This window comes from Rhizobium sp. BK591 (assembly GCF_014195045.1).
GTDB classification, from domain to species: domain Bacteria; phylum Pseudomonadota; class Alphaproteobacteria; order Rhizobiales; family Rhizobiaceae; genus Rhizobium; species Rhizobium anhuiense.
In genome coordinates this window covers 930,690-953,420 of sequence record NZ_JACIAZ010000001.1, presented here as the reverse complement: position 1 = coordinate 953,420, position 22,731 = coordinate 930,690, and the positions used below count along the sequence as shown (strand labels likewise).

At 62.2% G+C, this 22,731-nt stretch carries 23 protein-coding genes; 5 read left to right on the top strand and 18 right to left on the bottom strand.

Features of this window, described 5'->3' with window-relative positions; genetic code table 11:
- Positions 1-15: 15 nt before the first annotated feature.
- Entirely contained in the window at positions 16-1,317 is a 1,302-nt protein-coding gene (locus FHX10_RS04595; protein WP_063475118.1) for an epoxide hydrolase family protein, read from the bottom strand.
- Between the two features lie 230 nt (positions 1,318-1,547).
- Here FHX10_RS04595 and FHX10_RS04590 point away from each other — a divergent pair, with 230 nt between their 5' ends.
- Complete coding sequence (locus FHX10_RS04590; protein WP_063475119.1) at positions 1,548-1,964, top strand: NUDIX hydrolase; 417 nt, start codon at positions 1,548-1,550, stop codon at positions 1,962-1,964.
- Between the two features lie 41 nt (positions 1,965-2,005).
- Here FHX10_RS04590 and FHX10_RS04585 read toward each other — a convergent pair whose 3' ends face one another.
- Both FHX10_RS04585 and FHX10_RS04580 read right to left on the bottom strand, forming a co-directional pair.
- Entirely contained in the window at positions 2,006-3,049 is a 1,044-nt protein-coding gene (locus tag FHX10_RS04585) for a DUF3095 family protein (protein ID WP_063475120.1), read from the bottom strand.
- A gap of 118 nt (positions 3,050-3,167) precedes the next feature.
- Positions 3,168-3,563 (bottom strand): Ohr family peroxiredoxin, encoded by a 396-nt coding sequence (locus FHX10_RS04580; protein WP_028757221.1) that lies wholly within the window; start codon positions 3,561-3,563, stop codon positions 3,168-3,170.
- Positions 3,564-3,830: 267 nt separating this feature from the next.
- On the opposite strand from FHX10_RS04580, the gene FHX10_RS04575 reads away from it, so the two are divergent.
- Positions 3,831-4,628, top strand: a complete 798-nt coding sequence (locus FHX10_RS04575) for a class I SAM-dependent methyltransferase (RefSeq protein WP_063475121.1) — start codon at positions 3,831-3,833, stop codon at positions 4,626-4,628.
- Positions 4,629-4,650: 22 nt separating this feature from the next.
- Here the strand turns inward: FHX10_RS04575 and FHX10_RS04570 are convergent, their stop codons facing one another.
- The 4 genes from FHX10_RS04570 to FHX10_RS04555 all read right to left on the bottom strand — a co-directional run bounded on the left by FHX10_RS04570 (position 4,651) and on the right by FHX10_RS04555 (position 9,178).
- Positions 4,651-5,274, bottom strand: coding sequence for a hypothetical protein (locus FHX10_RS04570; protein WP_028757223.1), 624 nt, complete (start codon positions 5,272-5,274; stop codon positions 4,651-4,653).
- 127 nt (positions 5,275-5,401) lie between these two features.
- Positions 5,402-5,749, bottom strand: a complete 348-nt coding sequence (locus FHX10_RS04565) for a hypothetical protein (protein WP_028757224.1) — start codon at positions 5,747-5,749, stop codon at positions 5,402-5,404.
- 137 nt (positions 5,750-5,886) lie between these two features.
- On the bottom strand, positions 5,887-7,209 hold the full coding sequence (locus FHX10_RS04560) for an extensin family protein (protein WP_028757225.1): 1,323 nt from the start codon (positions 7,207-7,209) through the stop codon (positions 5,887-5,889).
- Between the two features lie 151 nt (positions 7,210-7,360).
- Entirely contained in the window at positions 7,361-9,178 is a 1,818-nt protein-coding gene (locus FHX10_RS04555) for a methyl-accepting chemotaxis protein (RefSeq protein ID WP_028757226.1), read from the bottom strand.
- A 290-nt stretch (positions 9,179-9,468) separates the two neighbouring features.
- Here FHX10_RS04555 and FHX10_RS04550 point away from each other — a divergent pair, with 290 nt between their 5' ends.
- A complete protein-coding gene (locus FHX10_RS04550) occupies positions 9,469-9,855 on the top strand; it encodes an acyl-CoA thioesterase (protein WP_049813453.1) in 387 nt (128 codons plus the stop codon).
- Between the two features lie 18 nt (positions 9,856-9,873).
- Positions 9,874-10,461: a hypothetical protein gene (locus FHX10_RS04545; protein WP_047610421.1), complete on the top strand. Its 588-nt coding sequence runs from the start codon at positions 9,874-9,876 to the stop codon at positions 10,459-10,461.
- A 126-nt stretch (positions 10,462-10,587) separates the two neighbouring features.
- Here the strand turns inward: FHX10_RS04545 and FHX10_RS04540 are convergent, their stop codons facing one another.
- The 5 genes from FHX10_RS04540 to FHX10_RS04520 form a co-directional block, all read right to left on the bottom strand.
- Positions 10,588-11,286, bottom strand: coding sequence for a DUF4405 domain-containing protein (locus FHX10_RS04540; protein WP_063475122.1), 699 nt, complete (start codon positions 11,284-11,286; stop codon positions 10,588-10,590).
- A 33-nt stretch (positions 11,287-11,319) separates the two neighbouring features.
- Positions 11,320-11,802 carry a cytochrome P460 family protein gene (locus FHX10_RS04535; protein ID WP_029868458.1) on the bottom strand — a complete coding sequence of 161 codons (483 nt, stop codon included), beginning with the start codon at positions 11,800-11,802 and terminating at the stop codon, positions 11,320-11,322.
- Positions 11,803-11,874: 72 nt separating this feature from the next.
- The gene (locus FHX10_RS04530; RefSeq protein WP_029868459.1) at positions 11,875-12,291 is read right to left on the bottom strand and encodes a carboxymuconolactone decarboxylase family protein; all 417 of its coding nucleotides are present in this window, start codon (positions 12,289-12,291) and stop codon (positions 11,875-11,877) included.
- A 71-nt stretch (positions 12,292-12,362) separates the two neighbouring features.
- A complete protein-coding gene (locus FHX10_RS04525; RefSeq protein WP_184389107.1) occupies positions 12,363-13,451 on the bottom strand; it encodes an alpha/beta fold hydrolase in 1,089 nt (362 codons plus the stop codon).
- 138 nt (positions 13,452-13,589) lie between these two features.
- Positions 13,590-14,489, bottom strand: a complete 900-nt coding sequence (locus FHX10_RS04520) for a LysR family transcriptional regulator (protein ID WP_063475123.1) — start codon at positions 14,487-14,489, stop codon at positions 13,590-13,592.
- Between the two features lie 132 nt (positions 14,490-14,621).
- Here FHX10_RS04520 and FHX10_RS04515 point away from each other — a divergent pair, with 132 nt between their 5' ends.
- Positions 14,622-15,611, top strand: coding sequence for an aldo/keto reductase (locus tag FHX10_RS04515; protein ID WP_029868408.1), 990 nt, complete (start codon positions 14,622-14,624; stop codon positions 15,609-15,611).
- Positions 15,612-15,687: 76 nt separating this feature from the next.
- On the opposite strand, the gene FHX10_RS04510 is transcribed toward FHX10_RS04515, so the two are convergent.
- The 6 genes from FHX10_RS04510 to FHX10_RS04485 form a co-directional block, all read right to left on the bottom strand.
- On the bottom strand, positions 15,688-16,860 hold the full coding sequence (locus FHX10_RS04510) for a DUF1501 domain-containing protein (RefSeq protein ID WP_029868407.1): 1,173 nt from the start codon (positions 16,858-16,860) through the stop codon (positions 15,688-15,690).
- 12 nt (positions 16,861-16,872) lie between these two features.
- Positions 16,873-18,384: a DUF1800 family protein gene (locus FHX10_RS04505; protein WP_029868406.1), complete on the bottom strand. Its 1,512-nt coding sequence runs from the start codon at positions 18,382-18,384 to the stop codon at positions 16,873-16,875.
- A 184-nt stretch (positions 18,385-18,568) separates the two neighbouring features.
- Positions 18,569-18,916 carry a DMT family protein gene (locus FHX10_RS04500; RefSeq protein WP_029868240.1) on the bottom strand — a complete coding sequence of 116 codons (348 nt, stop codon included), beginning with the start codon at positions 18,914-18,916 and terminating at the stop codon, positions 18,569-18,571.
- A 186-nt stretch (positions 18,917-19,102) separates the two neighbouring features.
- Positions 19,103-20,353: an MFS transporter gene (locus tag FHX10_RS04495; protein WP_029868239.1), complete on the bottom strand. Its 1,251-nt coding sequence runs from the start codon at positions 20,351-20,353 to the stop codon at positions 19,103-19,105.
- Positions 20,354-20,767: 414 nt separating this feature from the next.
- The gene (locus FHX10_RS04490; RefSeq protein WP_028757582.1) at positions 20,768-21,577 is read right to left on the bottom strand and encodes a class I SAM-dependent methyltransferase; all 810 of its coding nucleotides are present in this window, start codon (positions 21,575-21,577) and stop codon (positions 20,768-20,770) included.
- Between the two features lie 227 nt (positions 21,578-21,804).
- The gene (locus tag FHX10_RS04485; protein ID WP_029733196.1) at positions 21,805-22,686 is read right to left on the bottom strand and encodes an NmrA/HSCARG family protein; all 882 of its coding nucleotides are present in this window, start codon (positions 22,684-22,686) and stop codon (positions 21,805-21,807) included.
- Positions 22,687-22,731 lie beyond the last annotated feature (45 nt).

The window sequence follows — 22,731 nt, the reverse complement described above, 5'->3', positions numbered from 1 at the left end:
TGATTCCGCCTGGGTCTACTGCCGCAGCGGCCGGAACGCAGTCCTGAGCTCGGCAGTGAAAGCCGTCGGCTGCTCCCAGGCGGCGAAGTGGCCGCCCTTTTCCAGCCTGTTGTAGTGGATCAGCTTCGGGTAGGCCCGCTCTGCCCAGCTCCGCGGCGCGGCATAGATCTCGTCGGGAAACACACTCACGGCAACCGGGATCTTGATACCCCTGGGGTCGAAGAATCCTCCTGTGGGATGGTGCGCGTTTTCCCAATAGAGGCGTGCCGAGGAGATTGCGGTATTCGTCAGCCAGTAGAGCGTGACGTTGTCGAGAATATCGTCCTTCGTCAGCCCCTCGGGCTCTCCGTCGAAAACGCGCGCGATCATCCGGTAACTGCGGATGTCGTGGTCGAGCATCCACGCCGCGAGGCCGACCGGCGAGTCGACGATCGCGTAGAGCGTCTGCGGCCGGTTGTTCATCTCGATGGCATAGCCCAGCCCATTCTTGTAGAAATCGTCGAGCTGCCCCCAGGCCTGTCTTTCCTCCGGCTGCAGGTCGGCGGGTGGCGGACCGCCGGCAGCCAGAGCCTTAGCGATGTCAGCCGGAACCGTGGCGGCCATGTTGGTGTGGATGCCGAGCAATCCCGGCGGTTCCTGTATCGCCATCAGTTCGGTGACCGCATTGCCCCAGTCTCCGCCCTGCGCCACGAACTTGGTGTAGCCGAGACGCTGCATCAGCGCCGCCCAGGCGTGCGCGATGCGCGGCGGGTTCCAGCTCCCCGACCCCGTCGGTTTCCCGGAAAAGCCGTAGCCCGGCAAAGACGGGATCACCACATCAAATGCGTCCTCTGCGCTCCCGCCATGCGCTGTCGGATCGGTGAGCGGTTCGATAATCTTCAACTGCTCAATGATGGAGCCAGGCCATCCATGTGTGACGATCAACGGCAAGGCATTTTTATGCTGGGAGCGGACATGAATGAAGTGGATATCCAACCCGTCGATCTCGGTGATGAACTGCGGCAAAGCATTGAGCCGCGCCTCCATCTTGCGCCAGTCGTAATCCGTCGCCCAATGGTTCGCGAGTTTCTGGATCGTCGCGAGCCGCACGCCCTGCGTATCGCCCGTGACGGTCTCCTTATCAGGCCAGCGGGTCGCTGCCACGCGCCGGCGCAGATCATCCAGCGCCTCCTCGGGGAAGTTGACGTTGAAGGGGCTAAGCCCGTCGCCGTTCGCCTCAGCGCTGCGCGTCCCGGCAAGCATGCTCATGGCTCCGGCGGCGGCCGTGGCGGCAAGCAGCTCGCGCCGCGTGGGCGTTGATAGAGATGTGGGTGGCATGACGCTTTCCTCTCCGTTTGGTCTGTCAGGAAACGGACGAAGATCGACTGACCGACCTCGTTCGCAGCAGCAGGTCATTCGCGTCTGTCCGGGGACTATGCTCCCGGGCAATAGAGGGGTCAACTTACCCTGTCAGGCTATGTCTCGACTGTCTCGATGAACGACCGGTCATTGCAAGAAGCCGTAGCTGCGGGCAGCATGTGCGAGATCGATTGGGGAGAGGAGAATGCATGCCCGACATCGCGATGGGCGTTTTGAGCCGGAACGGAACCGTTCTTCTGGCAAGACGCAGTTCAAAGCGCAAGGTGCACCCGGATCGCTGGAGCCTTCCGGGCAGCCATATCGAAGAGGGCGAAGACGCCGAGGCGGCAATGTGCCGGGAATTGATCGAAGAAATAGGCGTGGCGCCGGAGCGCTGGCGGTTTGCAGGACGGTTCGCATCGGAAGGCCCGCCCGAAGCATTCACCACTTTCCATGTCTATCACGTCGATAAATGGCACGGCCAGCCGCGACTGATCGGTGATGAACATACCGAACTCAGATGGTTCACCGCCGCTGCGATAGAAACAGAAGCCGAATTGGCGTTGCCTCAGCTCACTGAAATGCTGGCGAACCTGGCTGGCCGGGAAACACGCCCGCCCGCTTAGGTTTCTTGGCGGTCACGACGTCTCGCCGGCTGAACCGGTCTTCAGCGAGCATGATGCTGAGCGTCGCCAAGCGCTCCTTGCTCCATCATCTCGGCCGCCCTGGCATAACCGCCGCCCATTCCGTCGAGGAAATGTAGATGGGAATCCGGCCTGTCCGATGGCACGAGACAGGTCATCAGCGCATGCGACTGCCGATGCAGTCCGAAGTTGATCTCGCCGCGCGTTCTCGCCGCAACGAGCATGGCTTCGACCCTGTCGATCTGTTCGGGCGTACAATCTAACGTCAGGCGCAAACCGTCGTCGAACTTGCGGAAATCCGAATTGGCGGCGACCTCAGACCAGCCTTTCGCATCGACCTGTCGCCCACTGTCCTTGGGAATAGCCATATCCCCCGACAGCGGATGAGACCGGCGCCGCGCGGTATCGAAAACCGCAAGCACCCGTTTTGCCAGCGCTGCAAAGGCCTCGGGACTGGTATGGTCATTCGGCTCGACCAGCAGCGACAGGATCTCGCCCTGCCGACTCGGAAACGGGGTCCAGTCACAGCTGAGGCCGGTCAGATCAGGCTTCGTCGCATAGCGTCCCGGCTTGACCAGATACCGGCCGTTCTTGATCTGCTGCTCCGCCCATTTGAGGCCGCCCCCTGCAAACATCGCATAGGTCGCACTTTCCGAAGCCGCGTAGCGCGCAACGCGCACGTCGCGTCCACTGGTACGGATTTCCCGCACGGTGATGAGCCCGATGCGCAGAGTAAGGCCGAGATCGGCTGCGGCAAAGCTCGCCACCTGCCGCAATGCCGATGTCGCGGCCATAATGCCCTGCGGCGGCAGAGCGAAAGCCGCCCCGTCTCCGCGAAACACGAAGGGAAAATCGAACGATCCCCAGGCATTGCCGAGCGCCGCGATCACAGATGCGCCCGCGAAGTTCACGTCTTCATAGCGCCCCGAGCGGATCGCCGAGGTCGAGTTGACGACGTCGGTGATGCCGATCAACCAATCATCGGGCAACGGCTCATAGACATCAGGATCGAGCACGCGTGAAAACTCGTCATAGGCCTTGTGCGGCTGGGCGTGGCTATTGATCATGGCATGTTCTCCAGATCGGCAAGATTTCCGGTGCTGCTACATCAGGAAGGGGTCTGCCGGCCGATCGGCAGGCCCTTCGCATCAAATCCTCTGACAGTGAGGTCCTCCCTTCCCCCGCTCAGAGAAGCGTGGTCTCGACGTCGATATTGCCGTGTGTCGCCTTGGAATAAGGGCAGATGCCATGGGCTGCCTCGATCAATTCCTGCGCAACCTCGCGATCGATGCCGGGCAGGCTGACATTGAGGCGCGCCCTGAGGAAGAAGGAGCCGTTATCGCCGTTCAGATCGATCTCCGCATCGACCTCGGGACCGGCCGGCAGGGTGATCCTCCGCTGGGATGCGGCAAGCTCGATGGCGCCGATATAGCAGGCCGACCAGGCGATTCCGAACAGGTTTTCGGCAGCTGGATGCGGTTGCGGCAGCTTGATGTCGATCGTGCCGTCGCTACTGCGTGCAGAGCCGTTGCGGCCGCCGGAGATGTGGGTCTTGCCGGTAAAGAGAAGCTTCTCGGTCATGATGATATCCTTTCGGTTTGGGTTTTATACGCATCCGATTTAATCGGATACGCTCTAATACGCCCCACCAAAATCGATGTCAACACCATTCCGATTTAATCGGATACGATTTATTTTGATAGCCAAACTCGCCGTACCCGGACAATCCTCAACAGCGATATGCGAGAGGCCCGACCTGCAAGTCATGTCTTGTCGGGCGACCGAGCCCTCTATACGCTCTGCTCACAAGCTCGAGCCGATGCCCCCATGAAGAGCCAGAGAGATGGGATGTCCTCCATAACAGAAGACAACGCGGACCAATATGGCGACAGCCGGAAGCTCGCCGCGCGGGCTCGACTACATAGCCAATACACCATCGCCGAGACGGCATGGTTTCCATGGGTTGCGGCGCAGCTGCCGGTGAAGCCGGGCGATCGTATCCTCGACATCGGCTGCGGGCCGGCCTGGTTCTGGGCGGCAACGGCAGGTCTGCTGCCGGAGAATCTTGACCTGACGCTCGCCGACCTTTCGCCTGGCATGGTCGACGAGGCGGTGGCGCGCTGCAGCGCATTGCCATTTGGCTCCGTTCGAGGCCGCCAAGCCGATGCCGCCGCGCTTCCCTTCGAAGACGGCGCCTTCGATGCCGTGGTCGCGATGCATATGCTCTATCACCTGCCCGACCCGGACGCCGGCATCGCCGACATGTCAAGAGTGCTGAGGCCGGGCGGGTCTCTTGCGGTCACAACCAACGGCGCCGGCAATATGGGCGAGATCTACGCGCTGACGACCATCTTCGGCAGCGCGCCATCCGATCCGGCTGCCGAAGCCTTCGGATATGACACTGCCGAGCAATCGATGCGGTCACAGTTTGGAAACGTCTCCATGTCGCAGCATCCGGCAAAGCTGCGGATCACCGAGCCCGAGGATGTATTCCTGGCGCTGACCTCCTACCCGCCCGGCGACAGCGCCGGCGAACTCGAGCTCACCAAGCTCCGTCAAGCCATTGCCGATGCGTTCAGGCAATCCGACGGCGTCCTTGAGGTTCGTAAAGAGACCGCGCTGTTCCTGAGCAGGAAGACGGCCTGATCAGGATCGCGGGCTGCTGGCCCTACGACCGCGGCGGCCGGCCGTCATCGAACAGCGTGGCCAGCCACTGGTAGTATCGCGGCTGTTTCTCCCGCAGCTGGCTGCGTGAATAAGGCGGCCGGTCGATGTCGCCGAACAGGTAGACGCTGGCCGTGACCGCGAAAAATTCGTGATCATTGCTCATCATATAGGAATCGCCCGGCCAGACCCGCCGGCCGATATCAAAGAATTGCTTGACATCGGCATTGCCGAATCCGCCCGGAAGCATCCGGTCGTGATAGGCATGCAGAAGTTCATGCAGGATGATCGGCTTGTCGGACGCAAGACTCTTGACGCGCAGGTCGATGCCGGTCTTGCTGCTGTAGTGGCCGGGCCCGGCCTTTGCGGCGGCCGGATTGGCCCAGATCCTGATCGACCGCATAAAGGTGAGGACATCGGGTTTTAGATCGACATGCTCGACAATATCGAGCTGCCGTTTGACGGCCGCGACCATCTCCCGGTCGGGCTCCGCGTCCCTGGCATTGGTGAGATCCACCTGCCATCCGCGATAGGTGAAAACCAGCGGATCGGCGGCCGCCGTTCCCGTTGCCGCGATCATGATGGCGATGGCGGCGCAGAGCCCCAGGATTTTCGAAATCAGTCTCATGGCGCACCCTCAAACCTGCCCCTCGCGGACTGTCGCACAGGCAAACTAGACCAGAGGCACAAGCGCGTCATAACGGTGTTGATGTCCCGCGCACGAAGTCAGGAAAATGCTGGTGTCGCCGGGGTGCTCAGACCTTCTCTTTCTTCTTGATCTTTTCCTTCGGTTCCACCGGCGCATCCGGTGTCGGCGCCAGAAGCTTGCGCAGCGATGCGATCTTGTCCTTGACCAGCGGCCGGAAGCGCGTTGCGCGGTAAGGCATGTCGGCCGCACCGTAACCTTCCGGCCCGTCATCATTGCCGCGATGGATTTCCGCGAGCTTCACCCCGATGAACGTGCCGTCGACATAGTGGGTATATTCACCCACCCAGCGGATCGTATAAATCTCGCCCTTGCGGATAAGTTGGTCGATGCTGACATGCTTGAAAGTATCGTTGATGCAGACGACCTTCTGGCCGACATGGAAATCATAGCTCATGGATCAAACTCTCGAAAGGCAATCCGCCTGACCGATCTATAGCGCGCGCCGCGGCGGGGATGAACCATTTTCTGCCAGCCGGGCCGATTGCTACGATATCAATTGCACCCGCGCCGCACGCCTTACGGCGACATACATCAATCGCAATAGGCCTTGCCGCTCTTGCGGGAGCGCAGGTCGAAGTGGAAGTGGTTCCAGTGTTCCGGGTTGCTGCCCGGCCCGAGCACGGTGTTGAAATAGCGGCAGCTATCGGTGCGCACCGCCTTCAGCAGCCGGCCCTCGCGCAACGAAAACAGGCCCTTCTTGCGCACGTCGATCTCGTGGCCGTTCTTCAGCACGAACTTGCCGACGTCGATGGCATTGCCGCGGGCGTGTTCCGACATCGGATTGTATCTCTGCCGGCTGTTGTTCATGCGGCGGCAGGAATAGCCGCCGAGCGGTTGGATCGTCTTGATGCCGGTCCAGTAGCGGAAGCGCGCCGACGGCGCCAGCTCGTTCTTCACCCATTTGGCGAAGGCGAGCGTCACCTGGCAGTTCAACGTCACGGCCGGCTTCACGCCGATATTGCCGGAAAGCCCCTTCAGCGATACCGGATAAGGCACCTGACAGGCCGGCCCGTTCGAGATTGGCGGCTTTTCATCGAAGAGCACGCCCATGCGCTTCAACTCGCGCCGGCAGGCAAGCTCAGAGGACGGCATGACGCTGGGATCGACGGGTGCCGCCGGTTCGCTCATCATCGGATTGTTCGGCCGCAGCATCGCGACCTCTTCGCTCTCGTCCTCTTCGGGAACGCGGGTCGGCGCCACGACAGGGCTGCCGTCGCTCCAAGCGGGCGCCCGGCTCATCTGTGCCTCGGCCGCCGGCTGCGGCATTGGCTGCTGCGGGGGCTGGCGCATGGGCTGGTTGAGCTGCGTAGGATTGTCGGTGCCGATGCCGTCGACAACCGGCTCGGTAGCATTGCCTTCGGCGATCTGCTGCTGTTGTTCCTGCGCCAGCCCGACGACCGGCTGGGCGCCGAGCTCATCATCCATGTTGACGCCGCCGGAAGGGATCGCAAGGTTCTGCGTGCCGCCCCAATTGCCGCTCGGCTGGCCCGCCGCCAGCGCCTCGTCGCTGTCGATCATTGGCAGCCGCCGGGACCCCGGTGCGGTCTGCGCCGGTGCGGCTCGTGCCGCTTGGCCGGTGCCGGCGAGGTTTGGCGTATCAAGATAATCGAGGGAGCCTTGCGTATTGCCGACGGCCGCGCTGGAAACCGGATAGGAGGACTGGCTCTCCACCGGCGCCATGCGCACGGCAGGCGCCATGCGCGCTGCCCCTCTCGACGGAGAGATTGAGCTGACCCTGGTGCCGTTGTCGACATTGGCCGGCGGCACCAGCCCGTCACTGATCGAACAGGTCGTCAGCGCCGCCGAGAGGATAACGGGCAAAAGGGTTCGCCGAGGAAAGGAAACAAACGCCATACTCTTATCGCTTCCGCAGGCTGGCTGGGCAGTGACCGAAAAAACTCACTTCAATTTTAGTTAAAAACGGTGAATGAAAACTTACCGGCACAATCTGAACGCGACGCAATTGAAAAAGGCCGGTTTCCCGGCCTTTAATCTCTCCGCTTCCTCACGCTGCCCGTGTGTATCGGGCCACCGCCGATGGTTCCGCGCGCAGCCGGAAATTCGCGAGCAGCGTCTTCAACTGGGTGCTCTCGTCAGCGAGCGTACGGCTTGCCGCCGTCGTCTCCTCGACCATCGCGGCATTTTGCTGGGTCATCTGGTCCATATGGTTGACGGAACCGTTGATCTCGTTCAGCCCGGTCGACTGCTCGCGCGCCGCCGTCGCGATCGAGGCGACATGATCGTTGACTTGGTTGACCAACGCCTCGATCTCCAGCAGCGCCTCGCCCGTCGAGCGCACCAGCGCCACACCGCCCTCGACTTCCGTTGCCGACCGGCTGATCAGTTCCTTGATTTCCTTGGCTGCATTGGCAGAACGCTGGGCGAGCTCGCGCACTTCCTGCGCGACGACGGCAAAGCCGCGACCCGCCTCACCTGCCCGCGCGGCCTCCACACCAGCATTCAATGCCAGAAGGTTCGTCTGGAAGGCGATTTCGTCGATGACCGAGATGATCTGGTTGATACGGCTCGACGATTCCTCGATCCGGCCCATCGCCGTCACTGCATTGCGAACGATATCGCCGGAGCGTCCGGCGCTTGCCTTGGTCTCGGCCACCATCTCGCGCGCCTCGTTCGCGCGCTCGGATGCCGTCTTCACGGTCGCGGTGATCTCGTCGAGCGCTGCCGCCGTCTCTTCGAGCGCGGCTGCCTGCTGTTCGGTACGCTTCGACAGGTTGCCGGTCGCCTCGCTGATGTCGGAGGCGCTGTCGTTGACGACGCGGCTCGATTCGGCGATCGCATGGATGACGCCGTTCAGCGCATCGACGGCAGCGTTGAAATCGCTCCTGAGCTTGGCGTAATCCTCGCCGATGTCACCGATCGAAACCGTCAGGTCGCCGCCGGCGAGCTTCTCCAGGCCAACGCCGAGCGCCTGCATCGCTTGGGTCTGTCGTTCGGAGGCCGAACGCAGGCTTGCCTCGTTGCCGCGGCGCTCTTCCTCGATCTGCCGCTGCCTTTCGTCTTCCCGGCCGCGCAGCGCGCTACGCTCGTCAACGGAATCACGCAGCACCAGCAGCACCTTGGCCATCTGGCCGATCTCGTCGCGGCGGTCGCTGCCGGCAATCTCCACCGATGCCTCTTCGGCTGCGATCGCGTTCATCGCCGCCTTCAGCCGGGCGATCGGCACTGTCACGCTGCGCACGATGGCATAGGCGATGGCCATCGTGGCGGCAGCCCCGAGCAGGCAGAGCACCGCCGCCCAGATCGCGTTCTGGCGATAAAGCGCGGCAAGGTCATCCGCATAAACACCAGTGCCGACGATCCAGCCCCAGGGCTCGAAACCGGCGACATAGGAATATTTCAGCACCGGCTCTTCGGCGCCCGGCTTCGGCCAGTAATAATCGACGAAGCCCTTGCCGTCCTTCTTCACCTTGTTGACGAATTCAACGAAGAGGAACTTGCCCGTGGGATCCTTCATCTGCGAGATATCGGTACCGTCAAGCTGCGGCTTGATCGGGTGCATCACCATGGCGGGACGCATGTCGTTGATCCAGAAATAACCGTCGGCGCCGTAGCGCATCGCGCCGATCACCTCCTTGGCCGCCGCTTGCGCCTGTTCGCGGGTCATCGTGCCCGCCTGTTCCATCTTGTAATATTTGTCGAAGATACCGAGCGCCGTCGCCTCCATCTTCTCCAGCCCCGCCTTCCGCTCCGCTTGCAGCTCGGAATAGGAGTAGTTCAGAAAGAAGATCATCGCCGCTGCAAGCACGGCAAGCGTGAAGCCGACGAGGCAGTAAAGGCGGGTGGAAATCTTGACGTTGCGCATGAGGTTCCCGGCGATTCTTTTAGGTGAGATCGATCGCATTCTGAATTGCCGGAATTACTGGAGCGTAAAGCTTAATTAGAAGATGATTAAATAACGTAAGGTCAGGCCGAAACGCCCGAAATCAACCATTTGAAATCGAATGAGATTTCGATCTGCGAAGGCTGCAACATTTTTCCCGTCGGCTGCCTTCAGCGCCCGGCCGTGCCGTCTTTTACAGCCCACGGCCTTTGCACTAGGGTGATCCGCAGTGAATCGCCGGCCCATGGCCCATACCAGATGGAGAAGACGTGATGACCGATGCCGCCAAGCCGAGAGGCGAACTGACGCTCAGGACGCTTGCCATGCCCGGCGATGCCAATCCGGCCGGCGATATCTTCGGCGGCTGGGTCATGGCGCAGATGGACCTTGCATCCGGCATCCGTGCGGCCGAGCGCGCCAAAGGCCGCGTCGTTACCGCCGCGGTCAAGGAGATGGCCTTCGAACTGCCGGTCAAGATCGGCGACACGCTGTCGGTCTATACCGATATCGAGCGTGTCGGGCGTACCTCGATCACACTGATCGTCGAAGCCTGGGCGCATCGTTCGCGTTACAACCAGCAGGAAAAGGTCACGGCCGGCACCTTCATCATGGTCGCGCTCGACGAAGAGGGCAAACCGAAGCAAGTCCCTGTGGAGTGACAGGCCGGGATCGAAAGCATGGAAACGGTCAGCTCGCCGGAGGTCTTCCTTCACATCAAGGTGGTGATGGGCATGGTCATCAGCCTGTCGCTCGCCAGGGTGCTGACCGGCGTTGCCGGCATCGTCCAGCATCCTGGTAAGGCCAAAGTCTATCCCATCCATCTCGGCTGGGCGCTGTCGATGTTCCTGTTCATCATCCACATCTGGTGGTGGGAGTATCGCCTGCAGGCCGTGCCTGCGATCGGCTTCGGCATCTATCTCTTCCTCGTCTGCTTCTGCAGCCTGTTCTTCCTGCTTTGCGCCCTGCTCTTTCCTGCTTCACTCGACGAATATGGCGGCTACGAGGAATATTTTATTTCCCGGCGGAAATGGTTCTTCGGCATTCTCGGCCTCACCTACGCCATCGATATCCTCGACACGGCGATCAAAGGCCACGAGCGCATCCTCTCGCTCGGCTGGGAATATCCCGCCCGCAACATCATTTACATCATCCTCTGCGCCATCGCCGCCTGGACCCCCAACCGCCGCTTCCACACCGCCTTCATCACCGCCAACCTGCTCTACCAGATCAGCTTCATCTTCCGGCTCTATGATGTGCTGGGGTGAGACGTGGTCCCGCGAAGCGGGAGCAATCGATCCAGTGAATCGATTGCAACGTCGAACGCCCTGAGCCCAAGCGAAGGGCCGGGAGAGGCGCAGCCGCAAACTCCATCCCCACAGTCGTCGCAAACATCACTCGCCGGCATCCGTCACCCGCCGCACCCCACCCGCCCATCGCAGCCATCCTGCTGCATAATGCGCAGCACAAGCACACGCCCCCAGGATCGCGACGTGATGCAAAAAGAAGCCCGCGGTCGACTCCTGAAAGTCCCAGAAATCGATCGATGGCCTGGCCAAGAGCCTGTCTCCGATGCCCATGACCACCATGCTGTGAATGCCGTAAGCCGCAATTGCGCCCGCAACGGCACGAATGGCTGCAGTCCGGATTGCGTTTGGCGACCCGGCCCGCAATAGCCTGCCCGCGACCGCCGTGATCATCGACCAGTGAAGGCCGAGATGGACAGCTGCGAGGATGAACGCCCAGTAGGCAGCAAGGATGTGAATTTCACGCGCCGTCGGTCCACCGCTGACGGGAAGGAAAGCAAACACACTGCGCGACATCAGCAGACTGGTGACCAGCAATGCGGCCATTACCAGGGCAATCGAGATATTCGAGGCGATTGTCACGAGCCCAGGCCTGCCCCGCGCCGCCCTTGGAAGCCTCGCCCACCACCGCCTGTTGAAGACATTGTGCGATAGGAGAAGGACGAACATACCGCTTCCGATCAGTTCATGTGACGTGTTGTCGAGCCACCAATAGGCTAGCGCGACCAGAAGCAGCCCGGCGGCCGTGAAGTCCAACACCAAGCGTATCAGGAATAGCGGGCTCATGACGCGGCGCTCTCGCAGCGGCTTCGATCTCCTCTAGTCAATGACAGCTCCCTCGAAAGCCTTGAGATCATCAAGCGTGTAGAGGAAGTCTTCGTCGGCCCGGGAGGAATGGCAGGATTGGCACCGCGCCGTGTTCTCGGCCATGTTGACGCTGCCGTCAGGCTTGAACCATTGGAACTGCCAGTCGCCGGTGCGACGGTCTTCGTCATAGTCGCCGCCCCAGCCGGAGCCCTTTTCCATAACGAAAGTGCGATAGACTTGCCCGTCGCGGTAATCGACCAGCACGAAATGCGTGCCCGGCGGAACAGGCTGCCCGTTCTTCACCGCCTGGATGGCTTCCTTCGTCGTCATGATGTGCTCGGTCACGTTGCCGCGTCTGACGGTGGTGTAGTGAACGAGACCGGCCAATTCGGGCATCGTCGTCCGGTTCGGCTCAGCGTCGACCTTCCAGCCGACGAGAGTGACGGCGCCGGCCACGGCAAAGAGAATTGCAATGCGTTTGATGAAATGACGCATGGATGTCTTTCCTGGTTTTGTGCGGAAGGCGTTTGGGCGACCGGCTCCGGCAAAAGCGGAAGGCAGCTCGCCTCATTCACGCCCGAAGACGTCTTTCGCGATGGCAACGGCCGAGACAGCACTCGGCCAGCCGGCATAGAAGGCAAGGTGGGTGATCGTCTCGATCAGTTCGTCCTCGGTCACGCCGTTCTGGCGGGCCCTGGCCAGATGGGATCTCAGCTGGTCGGGCCGATTCATGGCGATCAGCGCCGCAACGGTGATGAGGCTGCGATCCCGCTTCGACAGCTGCGGGCGTTCCCATATGTCGCCATAGAGGACGTCGTCGGTCAGTTCAGCCAGCTTCGGTGCGGTCGCGCCCATCAGTTGCTGGGCGCGCGACCGCCGCGACTTGTCGTCGCCTTCGGTTGGTGTTTGAGCGCTGACGACGCCCGGCAGAACGGCCAGCATCATGCTGGCCGACAGCATCAGGTTTCCCAACAATTGTTTCATGAGTTTCACTTCTGTTTCCAGGATCAGGCGAGAAGCTGCGCGAAGATGTCTCAACTTCCCCGCGAGCACGATCAGTCGAGCTTTTTCTCGCGAAGGAATGTCGAGACTAGGTCGGCGATCTCAACATTGTTCAGGTCGGAGAACGGAAAGTGAGTGTTGCCGCGGATGCCGATCTCCGGAAGATGCACGACGGTGACATCGCCGCCATGCCTGTTCACCGTGTCCCGCCACAGGCGAGCCATTGCCAGGCGCACCCGCCAGCTATCCTGCGCCGGCATCGTCGTCGGCTGGTCGGGAATATTGTCGCCGTAACAGATGACGATCGGGATCTTCGTCAGCTTGAGAAAGTCGTCTATCGGCACCGGCACGCCCTTCAGCGTGTCGAAGGCGCTCGGCATATCAGCGGGGACCTCGCCTGCCGGAAACACGAAGCTGCTGCCGGGTTCGAAGGCGACGATGGCTTTAACCTTGTCGCTCTTGATGGCCGTCAGCCAGCCGGGTCCACCGCCCTGCGAGTGAGTAAAAAGAACGCCAGGACCGATTTTCTCGAACAGCTTTGCCACCGCATTCGACACGACCTCCATGTCGCACGGGCCGGTGTTCGGCGTCATCGCGCGAAAATACTGGTTCAGCGCTTCCGGATCACGGGAGAATTGCACGCCGTCGAAATAGTTCGGCCAGATGCCGACGCGAAACTGGTTGAACCAGAGCTGCTCATCCGGCGTCGGCTTCACTGTTGTCTCGACCATGGTCCGCCCGGCCCCGCCCCGGCGTGGCTGGTCGACGAGATAGGTGGAGAAGCCTCGACGCAGGAAGATGTTCTGGAAGCCTTCGCGGCCGTCGGGCGTCGTCTCCCAGGTCTTGGAGAATTGTCCGGCACCGTGCCACATCACGATCGGGTATTGACGCGGGTTCACCGGCACCTGGTAAAAGGCAAAGGCATGATCGCCGTGATAGGTCTGGCCTGCGGGATCGAGAGGTTTCAGCGGATCGAAGGGTCCGGGCGCCGTCGTGCTGGTTCCCCCGACGGCAAAGCTGCCCTGCTCCTGGATGACCAATGGCTCGGACTTTGCCGCATCGGTAGCCGTCGCCAATGGCGCGGCAAACTGCGCCGAGGCAAGCAGCAATGCCGCGAGAGTGTTGGGCAATCCATATCGCATGTCGGCTTCTCCCGTTTCAGATGGCGAGAAGGTAGAGGCATTGCAGAGAAAGGATTAGACGGCTCGGACAGCTAGGGTCTATTAGGACCGCTAATTAATCACAAGCTGTTGATAAGCCGTGATGGAATAAAATCGGATTTACTTTCCTCTATAGCGGAGCGCATCGACGAACAGGGTGAACGCAGGAGACGCATGACGCCTGTTCGGATAGTAGAGATGGTATCCTGGGAAAGGCTGGCACCAGTCCTCCAAAACCCGGATCAGCCGCCCGTCTTCGATATAGGACTGAACCTGGTCCTCGGGCATGTAGGCCAGTCCCAGCCCGTCCAGTACGGCGCCGATCCGCATGGCGATGTTGTTGAACACGGCCTGCCCCTCGACACGGACGCGCAGTTCGCGGCCGTCCTTCTCGAACTCCCAGGGATATATCGTCCCATGCGTCGGCAGCCGCATATTGACGCAGTTGTGCGCCGTCAGGTCCTGAGGAACATCAGGGCGTGGATAATGCTCGAAATAGGAGGGCGCTCCAACGACCGCCATGCGCATCTCGGGGCCGATCCGAACCGCGATCATGTCCTTTGCCAAATGCTCGCCGAGCCGGATGCCGGCGTCGTAGCGCTCGGCGACGATATCCGTCAGGCCGTAGTCGACGATTACCTCGACGTTGATATCGGGATTATTAGGAAGAAACCGCGCCAATACAGGAGCGAGAACGGAAATCGCCGGATGCTCGCCCGCCGTGATGCGAATGGTGCCGGCCGGCCGCTCGCGCATTTCGCTCAAGGCGGCGATCTCGAACTGGATTTCTTCAAATCGCGGCCCGACCCGTTCCAGCAGGCGTTCTCCTGCCTGTGTCGGCGACACGCTTCTGGTCGTGCGGGTCAAAAGGCGAAGCCCGAGCTTCTCTTCGAGACCGCGCACCGTCTGGCTCAACGCCGATTGCGACACGCCGAGCTTGGCAGCCGCCCGGGTGAAGCTGCGTTCCCTGGCGACGGTGAGAAAGGCGACGAGTTCGTTGAAGTTGTTGTCCTGGGGCATTCATTAGTCCGCCTTATAGGTCCATGCGCATTACAGCATCTAATCGAAAGCTGACATGGGGACTAAGTTCACGTCAACTCACCTGGGATGCTGGCGGCAGCCAGCCATACAAAGCCACGAACGGATACGACCATGAAAATACGCAATATCGGCGATCTCGAAGTCTCCGCACTCGGTCTCGGCTGCATGAGCATGAGCGCCGCTTACGGCCCGCCCGCCGACGAAGGCGAGATGATCAGATTGATGCGCACCGCCCATCAGCAAGGCGTAACCTTGTTCGACACGGCCGAAGCCTATGGCCCTTTCGTCAATGAAGAGCTTGTCGGCAAGGCGCTCGCGCCGATTCGCGACCAGGTGGTCATCGCCACCAAATTCGGCTTCGATATCGACCCACAAACCGGTGAGCGCCGCGGCGGCACCAACAGCCGCCCCGAACATGTCAAGGCGGTTGCCGACGCGTGTCTGCGCCGTCTGAAGACCGACCGCATCGACCTGTTCTACCAGCACCGCGTCGATCCCGCCGTGCCGATCGAAGATGTGGCCGGCGCCGTCAAGGAGCTGATCGCAGCCGGCAAGGTCAAACATTTCGGCCTTTCCGAAGCCGGCGTTCAGACGATCCGCCGCGCCCATGCCGTCCAGAAGGTGACTGCCGTCCAGAGCGAATATTCGCTCTTCTGGCGCGGCCCCGAGGCGGAACTGCTGCCCACCCTTCAGGAGCTCGGCATCGGTTTCGTGCCCTTCAGCCCGCTCGGCGCCGGTTTCCTCACAGGCAAGATCGACGAGAACACCAAATTCGACGCGAGTGATTTCCGCAACAGCGTGCCGCGCTTTTCACCTGAGGCGCGCAAGGCCAATTTTGCGCTCGTCGACCTGATCAGGCGGATCGGTGACCGCAAGGGCGCAACACCCGCCCAGATCGCCCTCTCCTGGCTGCTGGCCCAAAAGCCCTGGATCGTCCCGATCCCGGGAACGACGAAGCAGCATCGGCTGGACGAGAATCTCGGGGCTGTCGACATCGACCTTCTGGCCGACGATCTCGCCGAAATCGACGCGGCCCTCTCCGGAATCCAGGTTCAAGGCGAGCGGCTGCCTGAGGCAGCGCTGAAGATGACCGGTCACTAAGGGCCCTCTCTCCAGCCTCGTGCTTCGAGACCCCTGCGGGCACCTCAGGATAAGGCTGGTCGGTGTGGGCCAGGCCTTACGCCTTGAGAAACTGCGACCCCTTATCAAACCCCAGCCCCGGAAAGATCTTCCCCGTCAGATCATCCGCACTCACATCGAACTGCCGGTAGAGCATCGCTGCGGCCAGTTCGCGCACGTCCGCGGTCGGCATCAAGTCGCGGTCGTCGAGCAGTTGGCCGTCGCTGACACCGGGCCAGCGGCCGAGGATGCGGCCGCCGTTGATGGCGCCGCCTGATAGCACCGCGCAGCCGCCGGTGCCGTGGTCGGTGCCGGCCGAGCCGTTCTGGCGGACGGTGCGGCCGAATTCGGTCATGGCGAGCACCACCGTCTTTGCCCAGATCTCAGGCCCGAGCGTGGTCTTCAGCGTGTTGATCGCCTGCGAAAGGTCCTGCACCGGCCGCTTGAACTGGCCGGCCTGGCCGATATGCGTGTCCCAGCCGGTGATGGAGAAGCTGGCGATGCGGTAATCGCCCTTCAGCATATTGGCCGCGAGCGCGGCCACATCGGCGGTCTTTTCACCGCGCTGGCCATCCGGCTCGACCATCATCGCGGCGGTGTCAGCCCGCGTCGCCTCGGCGAGTGCTGCGGCAAACGGTGGATCGCCGGCATAGAGCCGCGCCAGAAACTGCATCTCGTCACGCGCCGGCGACAGATTGGAATCCGACGCCCAGACATCGACATTGTTCGGCCCGGAGAGGATCAGCTCCGTCGAGGTGTTGACGTCGATCGCCCTGCGCGCATCCGAGCGCGGGATGATGGCGAGCGCCCGGTTCAGCCAACCGGTCTTTTCCTCGGCGACGTGCTCGCCACCGGATTCCAGCATATCCTGCCCGTCGAAATGGCTGCGCTGGTCGCGATAGGGCGTCGACACCGCATGCACGAAGGCGAGCTCCCGGCTCTTCCAGAGCGGCATCAGTTCAGCGGCGGCAGGATGGAGGCCGAAACGCCCATCGAGATCGAGAAGCCCGGTGTCGGGCGTCAGCGCCAGGGTCGGCCTGAGCGCCGCAAAACCGGCATCGCCATAGGGCTGCACCAGGTCCAGGCCGTCCATCGCGCCGCGCAGCACGATGGTGATGAAACGGTTGTCACCCGGCATCGCCGCGAAGGTGACCGGGATGAAGGCGGGGGCGGCGGCGAGACAGCAGGCCGACGTCAGAAAGCCACGGCGGGAAAGCAGGATCTGGCTCATGGGCAGACGCTCCTATCGGCGATTGAATTCGGGGGAAGCCAGCACCAACGTCAGCCCGCTGATCTTGTTCGGCGCTTGGGAGACTACGCGGATCGTCTCGTCGCGGGCTGCATCGGCAAGCGTCGATTTCAGGAATTCGCGCGGATCCTCGTCTCGGCCGAACTGCGCTGCGGCCCGTCTTGCCCAGGCCAGCCGTTCGGCAATCTGGCTGCCGGTGATCCAGGCGGAGAAGCCTTCTTCGAAACCGGCCGGGCTTGGCGGCAGCCAGATCGGCTGGCCCATGCGCTTCAACGCGCCCTGCCCCAGTGCCCGCGCCGTCCGGAAGGCCTTGAGACGCTTGTCTCTTGCCTCGCCGGCGGGATCCGTCGTCACCGGTGATCCCGCCATGCCAGGCGTATTGGCGGCCATGTCGCCCTCTTCAGTGCCCTGCTGGTTGGCCGCCAGGAAGCTGCCGACGACGCCGTTGACCGGCCCCGCATTCAACGCCCTGAGACCCGCAACGACATAATCGAAGGGCTGGCGCGCCTTGGTGCCCTCGTCGCGCCAGGCGGCGGGATGGTCGAGCATGGCGGTATAGACGGCCGTCAGATCGCCATCCGTCTTCTTCCAGGCTTCAACCATGTCGGACACCATGCCCTCGTCGGGCTGGTCGGAGACGAAATGCACTGCGAGTTTGCGGCTGATATGCGCCGCCGTCTTCGGATGGACAGCGAGATCATCGAGCAAATCGAGATAATCGTCGCGCGAGCGCCTGTTACCACCATAGCTGACGCCGAGCACCTGATGCGCGCCGGGCTCCGATATATTCGGCCGGAAGACGATATCCATCTCCTTGCGGTCGACGGTGAGCCCCGTCAGCACCATGGCTGCCGCCGTGACATCCGCCTGACTATAGCCGCTGCCGGCGCCGAGTGTGTGCAGCTCCAGCAGTTCGCGGCCGAGATTCTCGTTCAGCCCCTTGTTGCGCTTGATGCCGCCGGCCGAGTCCGGCCCGAGCGAATCCGCCTGGTCGAGATAGATCAGCATGGCCGGATGGGCAGTGGCGCTGCGCAGCAGATCGCCGAACCTGCCCGATATGAACGGCCGGATCGCCTCGGCCTCGTAGAGCGGCACGATGAGGCGCATCGGCAGGCTCTTGTTGGCGCTGGTGGAGAAATGATCAGTCCAGAAGGTCGCCAGCCGCTCGTAGAAACCGTAGGGCGACAGCACCGCCTGCATCAGCCGCAGGTTCGAATCGTGCTGGAACTGCTGCTGCGCCTGGCGCTGCACCCCCTTGCGCATCTCGCGCTGCACCGTATCGTCAGTCACCGTCTTGGCGTCCTGCCGAATTTGCGTCAGCTGCGACTGCAGGCTGAGAATCGCCCGGTGGCGCATGTCCGGGCCGCCCATGGGAAAATCCGGCATCGCCGCCGCCCCATTGCGCAGCTGGCCGATGAGCTCGTCCTTGCTGTCAGGTGGCGCCTCGCCCGGCCGCAAGCCATAGCCGAACCGGATCGCCGCCATCGTCGGGAAAGACAGGCTCATGGCAGATCACCTCCTGATCAATGCTGAAGCGATTCCAGCAAAAATGCACAGCGGTTTGCGCCCGGAATTGCGCAAAACAAAAAGCTTGAGGTGACAGGCTGCCAGCCGAATGCGACCGCAATCTGTAGGAAATGCGGCGATATCGAGACATGGACGATTTGTAATCTGTTGAAAAGGCTAAAGTTTATGCACGGAAGATGAAGGATGCACCAATTGCGATCAGGGCGAAGCCGATCGCATGGTTCCAGGTCAGGTTCTCGCCGAGCCAGAAGATCGAGAAGCCGGAAAAGACGATCAGCGTGATCACCTCCTGCATCGTCTTCAACTGCGCCGTCGTATAGACCGCCGAGCCGATACGGTTCGCCGGTACCGCCAGGCAATATTCGAAGAAGGCGATCCCCCAGCTGACGATAATGGCGAGGAAGATCGCGCTGCTCTTGTGCTTGAGATGCCCGTACCAGGCAAAGGTCATGAAGATATTCGAGGCAAACAGCATGACGACGGGCCAGATGGCGGCGGGAGAAAAGGACATGAAGAAACTCGGGGGGCTGTTAAGGGAAAGTTGACCGGCGAGATACCGGCGGGCCTTACCTAGCATGCTGGCGTTCCGCCGCAAGTCCCAGAGCATGGACCGATCGTCTCACGCCATCGAGGCGATGCGGATCGCCGAGTTAAAGGCCGGCGACATCAGCCGCCGGCCCTCGTACCGCAGGCAGCGCTAGATTCGCATCGCGCCATGCGGCTCCTCGGCCTCCTCCGTGCCGAAGCGGACATCCTTCTTCTCGTAGCCGAAGCCGGCGAGAGCCGCGACGACCAGCGCCACTACGGCGGCGACGATTAATAGCGCGTACGCATAGTCGCCGTCCCAGCGGGCAGCCAACCCCGCCTGCAGCGTCGCATTGCCTGAGGCGAGCAGGTTGCCGAGCTGGTAGGCAAAGCCCGGAAAGGTGCCGCGCACCTCATCCGGCGACAGCTCGTTCAGATGCACCGGCACGATGCCCCAGGCGCCCTGGACGAAGAACTGCATCAGGAAGGCGCCGATGGCGAGCAGCACCGGCCCCGGCGCATAGGCCCAGAGCGGTGCCACGGGCACGGCGATCAGCGCGGCGATGACGATTGCGCGCCTGCGCCCGATCCGCTGCGACAGCGCCCCGAAGAACAGCCCGCCGCAGATCGCCCCGATGTTGTAGACGATGGCGATGGCGCCGACCGTGTAGCTCGAATAGTTGCGTTGGGTCTCAAGGAAGGTCGGATAGATGTCCTGCGTGCCATGGCTGAAGAAGTTGAACGCCGTCATCAAAAACACCGCCCAGATGAACAGCGGAATGTTTTCGCGCAAGACCGTCAGGAATGGCCGCCGCCCCTCGGCCTGCCGCTTCAGGAAGGCCGGGCTCTCTTCGACATTGCGCCTGATGTAGAGCACCAGCAGCGCCGGCACCGCGCCGACGAAGAACATGCCGCGCCAGCCGATGACCGGAAAGAGCAGGAAGAATACGATCGAGGCGATCAGATAGCCCGAGGGATAACCCGCCTGCAGAATGCCCGAGACGATGCCGCGGCTCTCCTCCGGCACCGTCTCCATGACAAGCGAAGCGCCGACGCCCCATTCGCCGCCCATGGCGATCCCATAGAGCGCCCTGAGGACCAGAAACATGGTGAGCCCCGTGGAGAAGCCGGTCAGGAATTCAAACAGCGAATAAAGCAGCACGTCGGCCATCAGTGTGATGCGCCGACCGTAGCGGTCGGCCGCAAGCCCGAAGATCAGCGCGCCGAGCGCCCGCATGGCAAGTGTCAGGAAGATCGCCACCGAGACGGCGGGGACGTCTGTGTGGAATTCCTCGGCGATATATTTGAGAACGAAGACGAGAATGAAGAAATCGAAGGCGTCGAGCGTCCAGCCGAGATAACTGGCGATGACGGTGTTGCGCTGCTGCGGCGTCAGCCGGCGCAGGCTTTCCAAAGCGGACATATGAATTCCTCCGTCCGAAAGCGGCGGCGAGGCGGGCAATTCCGGATGCCGTCGGAAGGGGTGCCCGAAACGGGCGGGTGATGCTGTCGACAATTGCGTTCGCTGTGGGCGACAGCGGGCAATAACGTCATCAATCCTGCCGCTGTTCCATCACGATTGGCGTGATCGGGTCACACGCGGCTCCTTGTCGCAGGAATGCGACTGGCCAGCGCCCTGCCCTTTGGGCGCGACATTCTCCAACGTCCCTCATCCTGATGCGCCGAGCCCGAAGGGCGAAGCCTCGAAGAACACGCCGCAACGCCGCTCCCTGCGTCCATTTGATGCCGCCCCGCATCCGCCCCATCCTTGGGGGTCTCTGCGCGGTGCCTCAGGAGGAGGCTCTCTTGGACTTGCGCCATACGCAGCAAGCTGTGCCTAGCCTTCCGCTGGCACCTGCCCCCGGCACGCCCACGCCACCGACGCGAAAGACCGCGGCCCATCGGGCTCACCCGCCTCGTATGCCGCCCTGACGGCGGCATCGACGGCCCTTCGCTTCGCCGGATCCAGCCCTGCGACATATTTACCGAGCGGCCCCTCACCGGCAGCGATTGGATCCCAGTAGTCCTCGAAGGAAGAATACTCCATCCGGATCAGCAGCGACGTCTCCTCGACATCGACAAGGCCCTGCGCGATGAAGCTCTCCTTCATTTCCCCCGGCCGCATCATCGGCTGAAAACAATATTTGCGGCGCAAGGGCAGCGCATTCTCGTCGAGCATCACCACGGTATCCCACATCATTCGCATGCAGGACATGCCGCCATAATGGTCCCAGACGGCCGCCGCGACCACGCCGCCCGGGCGCACAACGCGAACCATCTCGGACACCGCCTTTCCCGCCTCCGGCACGAAATGCAGGACGAGCAGCGACATCGCCCGGTCGAAGCGGTTGTCCTCGAAAGGAAGAGCGCAGGCATCGGCCTGCTGGATCGTTATTCGCGGATCGGTGTTCCGCCGGGTTGCGGCCTCGACGAAGACCGGCGAATAGTCGACGGCGACGATCTCCCGCAGGCCTGGCGTTTCCGCCAAAGTGAACGCCAGGCTGCCGGTCCCGCAACCGACATCGAGCACGCGATTACCATTCGCGAGACCGGTGAAATCGATCAGCATCGGCGCCAGCCTTCTGCTCCAGCGCCCCATCAGCCGTTCATAACCATCGGCACTTTCGACGTTGAAACTCGACGGCATCGAAGCCTCCTTCTCAAGGACACAAGTCTTCGATTGAATACTAGGATTCACCGGCGACTGTGCAAGCGGGCACGATCGCCTGCATCCTCGGCTCGAGGCCGAGGATGCCGAGAAGTTGGGCTATCGTTGCCCCTCTTTCGACGTGGCCGTAAGGCGATTGCCGGCCGATCCACCTCCGTCAGATGTCATCAGCCGGCGATATCACCGGCCGGTGATACCGCATCAACTCAGCCGCCCGCCCTACCGAGCACACTCCAATCGAAGCCCCGCGCCCAGTCGGCGTAGCTGTGCCAGCCGACCTCAGGAAAATCGCGGCGCAGGGCGGCGATACCGGCGTCGTAGCCGGTGCGGTCGAACCATTCGAACATCAGCGCCGTATCCTCGCTCTGCTGCCGTATCGCCGCGATCGGCAATTCCTGGAAGCGAATCGGGCGGCCGAGCACCTCGGACAAGATCTTCACCTGCTGCTCGCCCGACAACTCGTCGCCGGCAATATCGAAACGCTTGCCGAACACCTGTTCGCGCCGCTCGGCCAATGCCGAGACAAAAGCACCAATGTCATCAATGGTGATCTGTTGCAGCACGCGCGTCGGCGGCAGCGCGGCGGCGTAGACGCCCTGGCGCAGGCCGTCGATCGCCCAGGGTGCCACGGTGTTTTCCATGAAGGCGACGGGCGCGCTGATCGTATAGGGTATGCCGAGACCGGCGATATGCTTCTCGACCAGATACTTGCTGTCGAAATGCGGAATGCCGGTCTTCTTGTCGGCATCGGCGACGGAGGAATAGATCAGGTGGCCGACGCCGGCGGCCTTTGCCGCATTGGCGACGGCAATGCCCTGACGGGTTTCCGCGTCCGTTCCGGCCTCGTAGCTGTTGCCCATCAGAAACATCGTGTCGACGCCCTCTGCCGCCGTCGCCACGGATGCCGCGTCGTCAAGATCGCCGGCGACGACCTCGACTCCCGCCGCGGTCAGCCGTTTTGCGCCTTCGCTGTCCGGCCGGCGGCTAATCGCCTTGACGCGATGTCCCCGCGCGATCAGGGCGCGCACGACCGCGCCGCCCTGCTGGCCGGTGGCGCCTGTGACCAGAACGCTTCGTGTGTTGCTCATCTGTCTACTCCTTGTTGTGACGGATACAGCAAAGTTAGGGTCTGT

Bases quoted from the DNA above. Each gene is read 5' to 3' on its own strand.
- FHX10_RS04585 (WP_063475120.1), bottom strand. From the start codon at position 3,049: ATGATCAATAGCCACGCCCAGCCGCACAAGGCCTATGACGAGTTTTCA.
- FHX10_RS04535 (WP_029868458.1), bottom strand. From the start codon at position 11,802: ATGCGTCATTTCATCAAACGCATTGCAATTCTCTTTGCCGTGGCCGGC.
- FHX10_RS04555 (WP_028757226.1), bottom strand. From the start codon at position 9,178: ATGCGCAACGTCAAGATTTCCACCCGCCTTTACTGCCTCGTCGGCTTC.
- FHX10_RS04510 (WP_029868407.1), bottom strand. From the start codon at position 16,860: ATGAGCCAGATCCTGCTTTCCCGCCGTGGCTTTCTGACGTCGGCCTGC.
- FHX10_RS04515 (WP_029868408.1), top strand. From the start codon at position 14,622: ATGAAAATACGCAATATCGGCGATCTCGAAGTCTCCGCACTCGGTCTC.
- FHX10_RS04570 (WP_028757223.1), bottom strand. From the start codon at position 5,274: ATGAGACTGATTTCGAAAATCCTGGGGCTCTGCGCCGCCATCGCCATC.
- FHX10_RS04560 (WP_028757225.1), bottom strand. From the start codon at position 7,209: ATGGCGTTTGTTTCCTTTCCTCGGCGAACCCTTTTGCCCGTTATCCTC.
- FHX10_RS04550 (WP_049813453.1), top strand. From the start codon at position 9,469: ATGACCGATGCCGCCAAGCCGAGAGGCGAACTGACGCTCAGGACGCTT.
- FHX10_RS04590 (WP_063475119.1), top strand. From the start codon at position 1,548: ATGCCCGACATCGCGATGGGCGTTTTGAGCCGGAACGGAACCGTTCTT.
- FHX10_RS04575 (WP_063475121.1), top strand. From the start codon at position 3,831: ATGTCCTCCATAACAGAAGACAACGCGGACCAATATGGCGACAGCCGG.
- FHX10_RS04580 (WP_028757221.1), bottom strand. From the start codon at position 3,563: ATGACCGAGAAGCTTCTCTTTACCGGCAAGACCCACATCTCCGGCGGC.
- FHX10_RS04545 (WP_047610421.1), top strand. From the start codon at position 9,874: ATGGAAACGGTCAGCTCGCCGGAGGTCTTCCTTCACATCAAGGTGGTG.
- FHX10_RS04595 (WP_063475118.1), bottom strand. From the start codon at position 1,317: ATGCCACCCACATCTCTATCAACGCCCACGCGGCGCGAGCTGCTTGCC.
- FHX10_RS04520 (WP_063475123.1), bottom strand. From the start codon at position 14,489: ATGCCCCAGGACAACAACTTCAACGAACTCGTCGCCTTTCTCACCGTC.
- FHX10_RS04485 (WP_029733196.1), bottom strand. From the start codon at position 22,686: ATGAGCAACACACGAAGCGTTCTGGTCACAGGCGCCACCGGCCAGCAG.
- FHX10_RS04525 (WP_184389107.1), bottom strand. From the start codon at position 13,451: ATGCGATATGGATTGCCCAACACTCTCGCGGCATTGCTGCTTGCCTCG.
- FHX10_RS04505 (WP_029868406.1), bottom strand. From the start codon at position 18,384: ATGAGCCTGTCTTTCCCGACGATGGCGGCGATCCGGTTCGGCTATGGC.
- FHX10_RS04540 (WP_063475122.1), bottom strand. From the start codon at position 11,286: ATGAGCCCGCTATTCCTGATACGCTTGGTGTTGGACTTCACGGCCGCC.
- FHX10_RS04490 (WP_028757582.1), bottom strand. From the start codon at position 21,577: ATGCCGTCGAGTTTCAACGTCGAAAGTGCCGATGGTTATGAACGGCTG.
- FHX10_RS04565 (WP_028757224.1), bottom strand. From the start codon at position 5,749: ATGAGCTATGATTTCCATGTCGGCCAGAAGGTCGTCTGCATCAACGAT.
- FHX10_RS04500 (WP_029868240.1), bottom strand. From the start codon at position 18,916: ATGTCCTTTTCTCCCGCCGCCATCTGGCCCGTCGTCATGCTGTTTGCC.
- FHX10_RS04530 (WP_029868459.1), bottom strand. From the start codon at position 12,291: ATGAAACAATTGTTGGGAAACCTGATGCTGTCGGCCAGCATGATGCTG.
- FHX10_RS04495 (WP_029868239.1), bottom strand. From the start codon at position 20,353: ATGTCCGCTTTGGAAAGCCTGCGCCGGCTGACGCCGCAGCAGCGCAAC.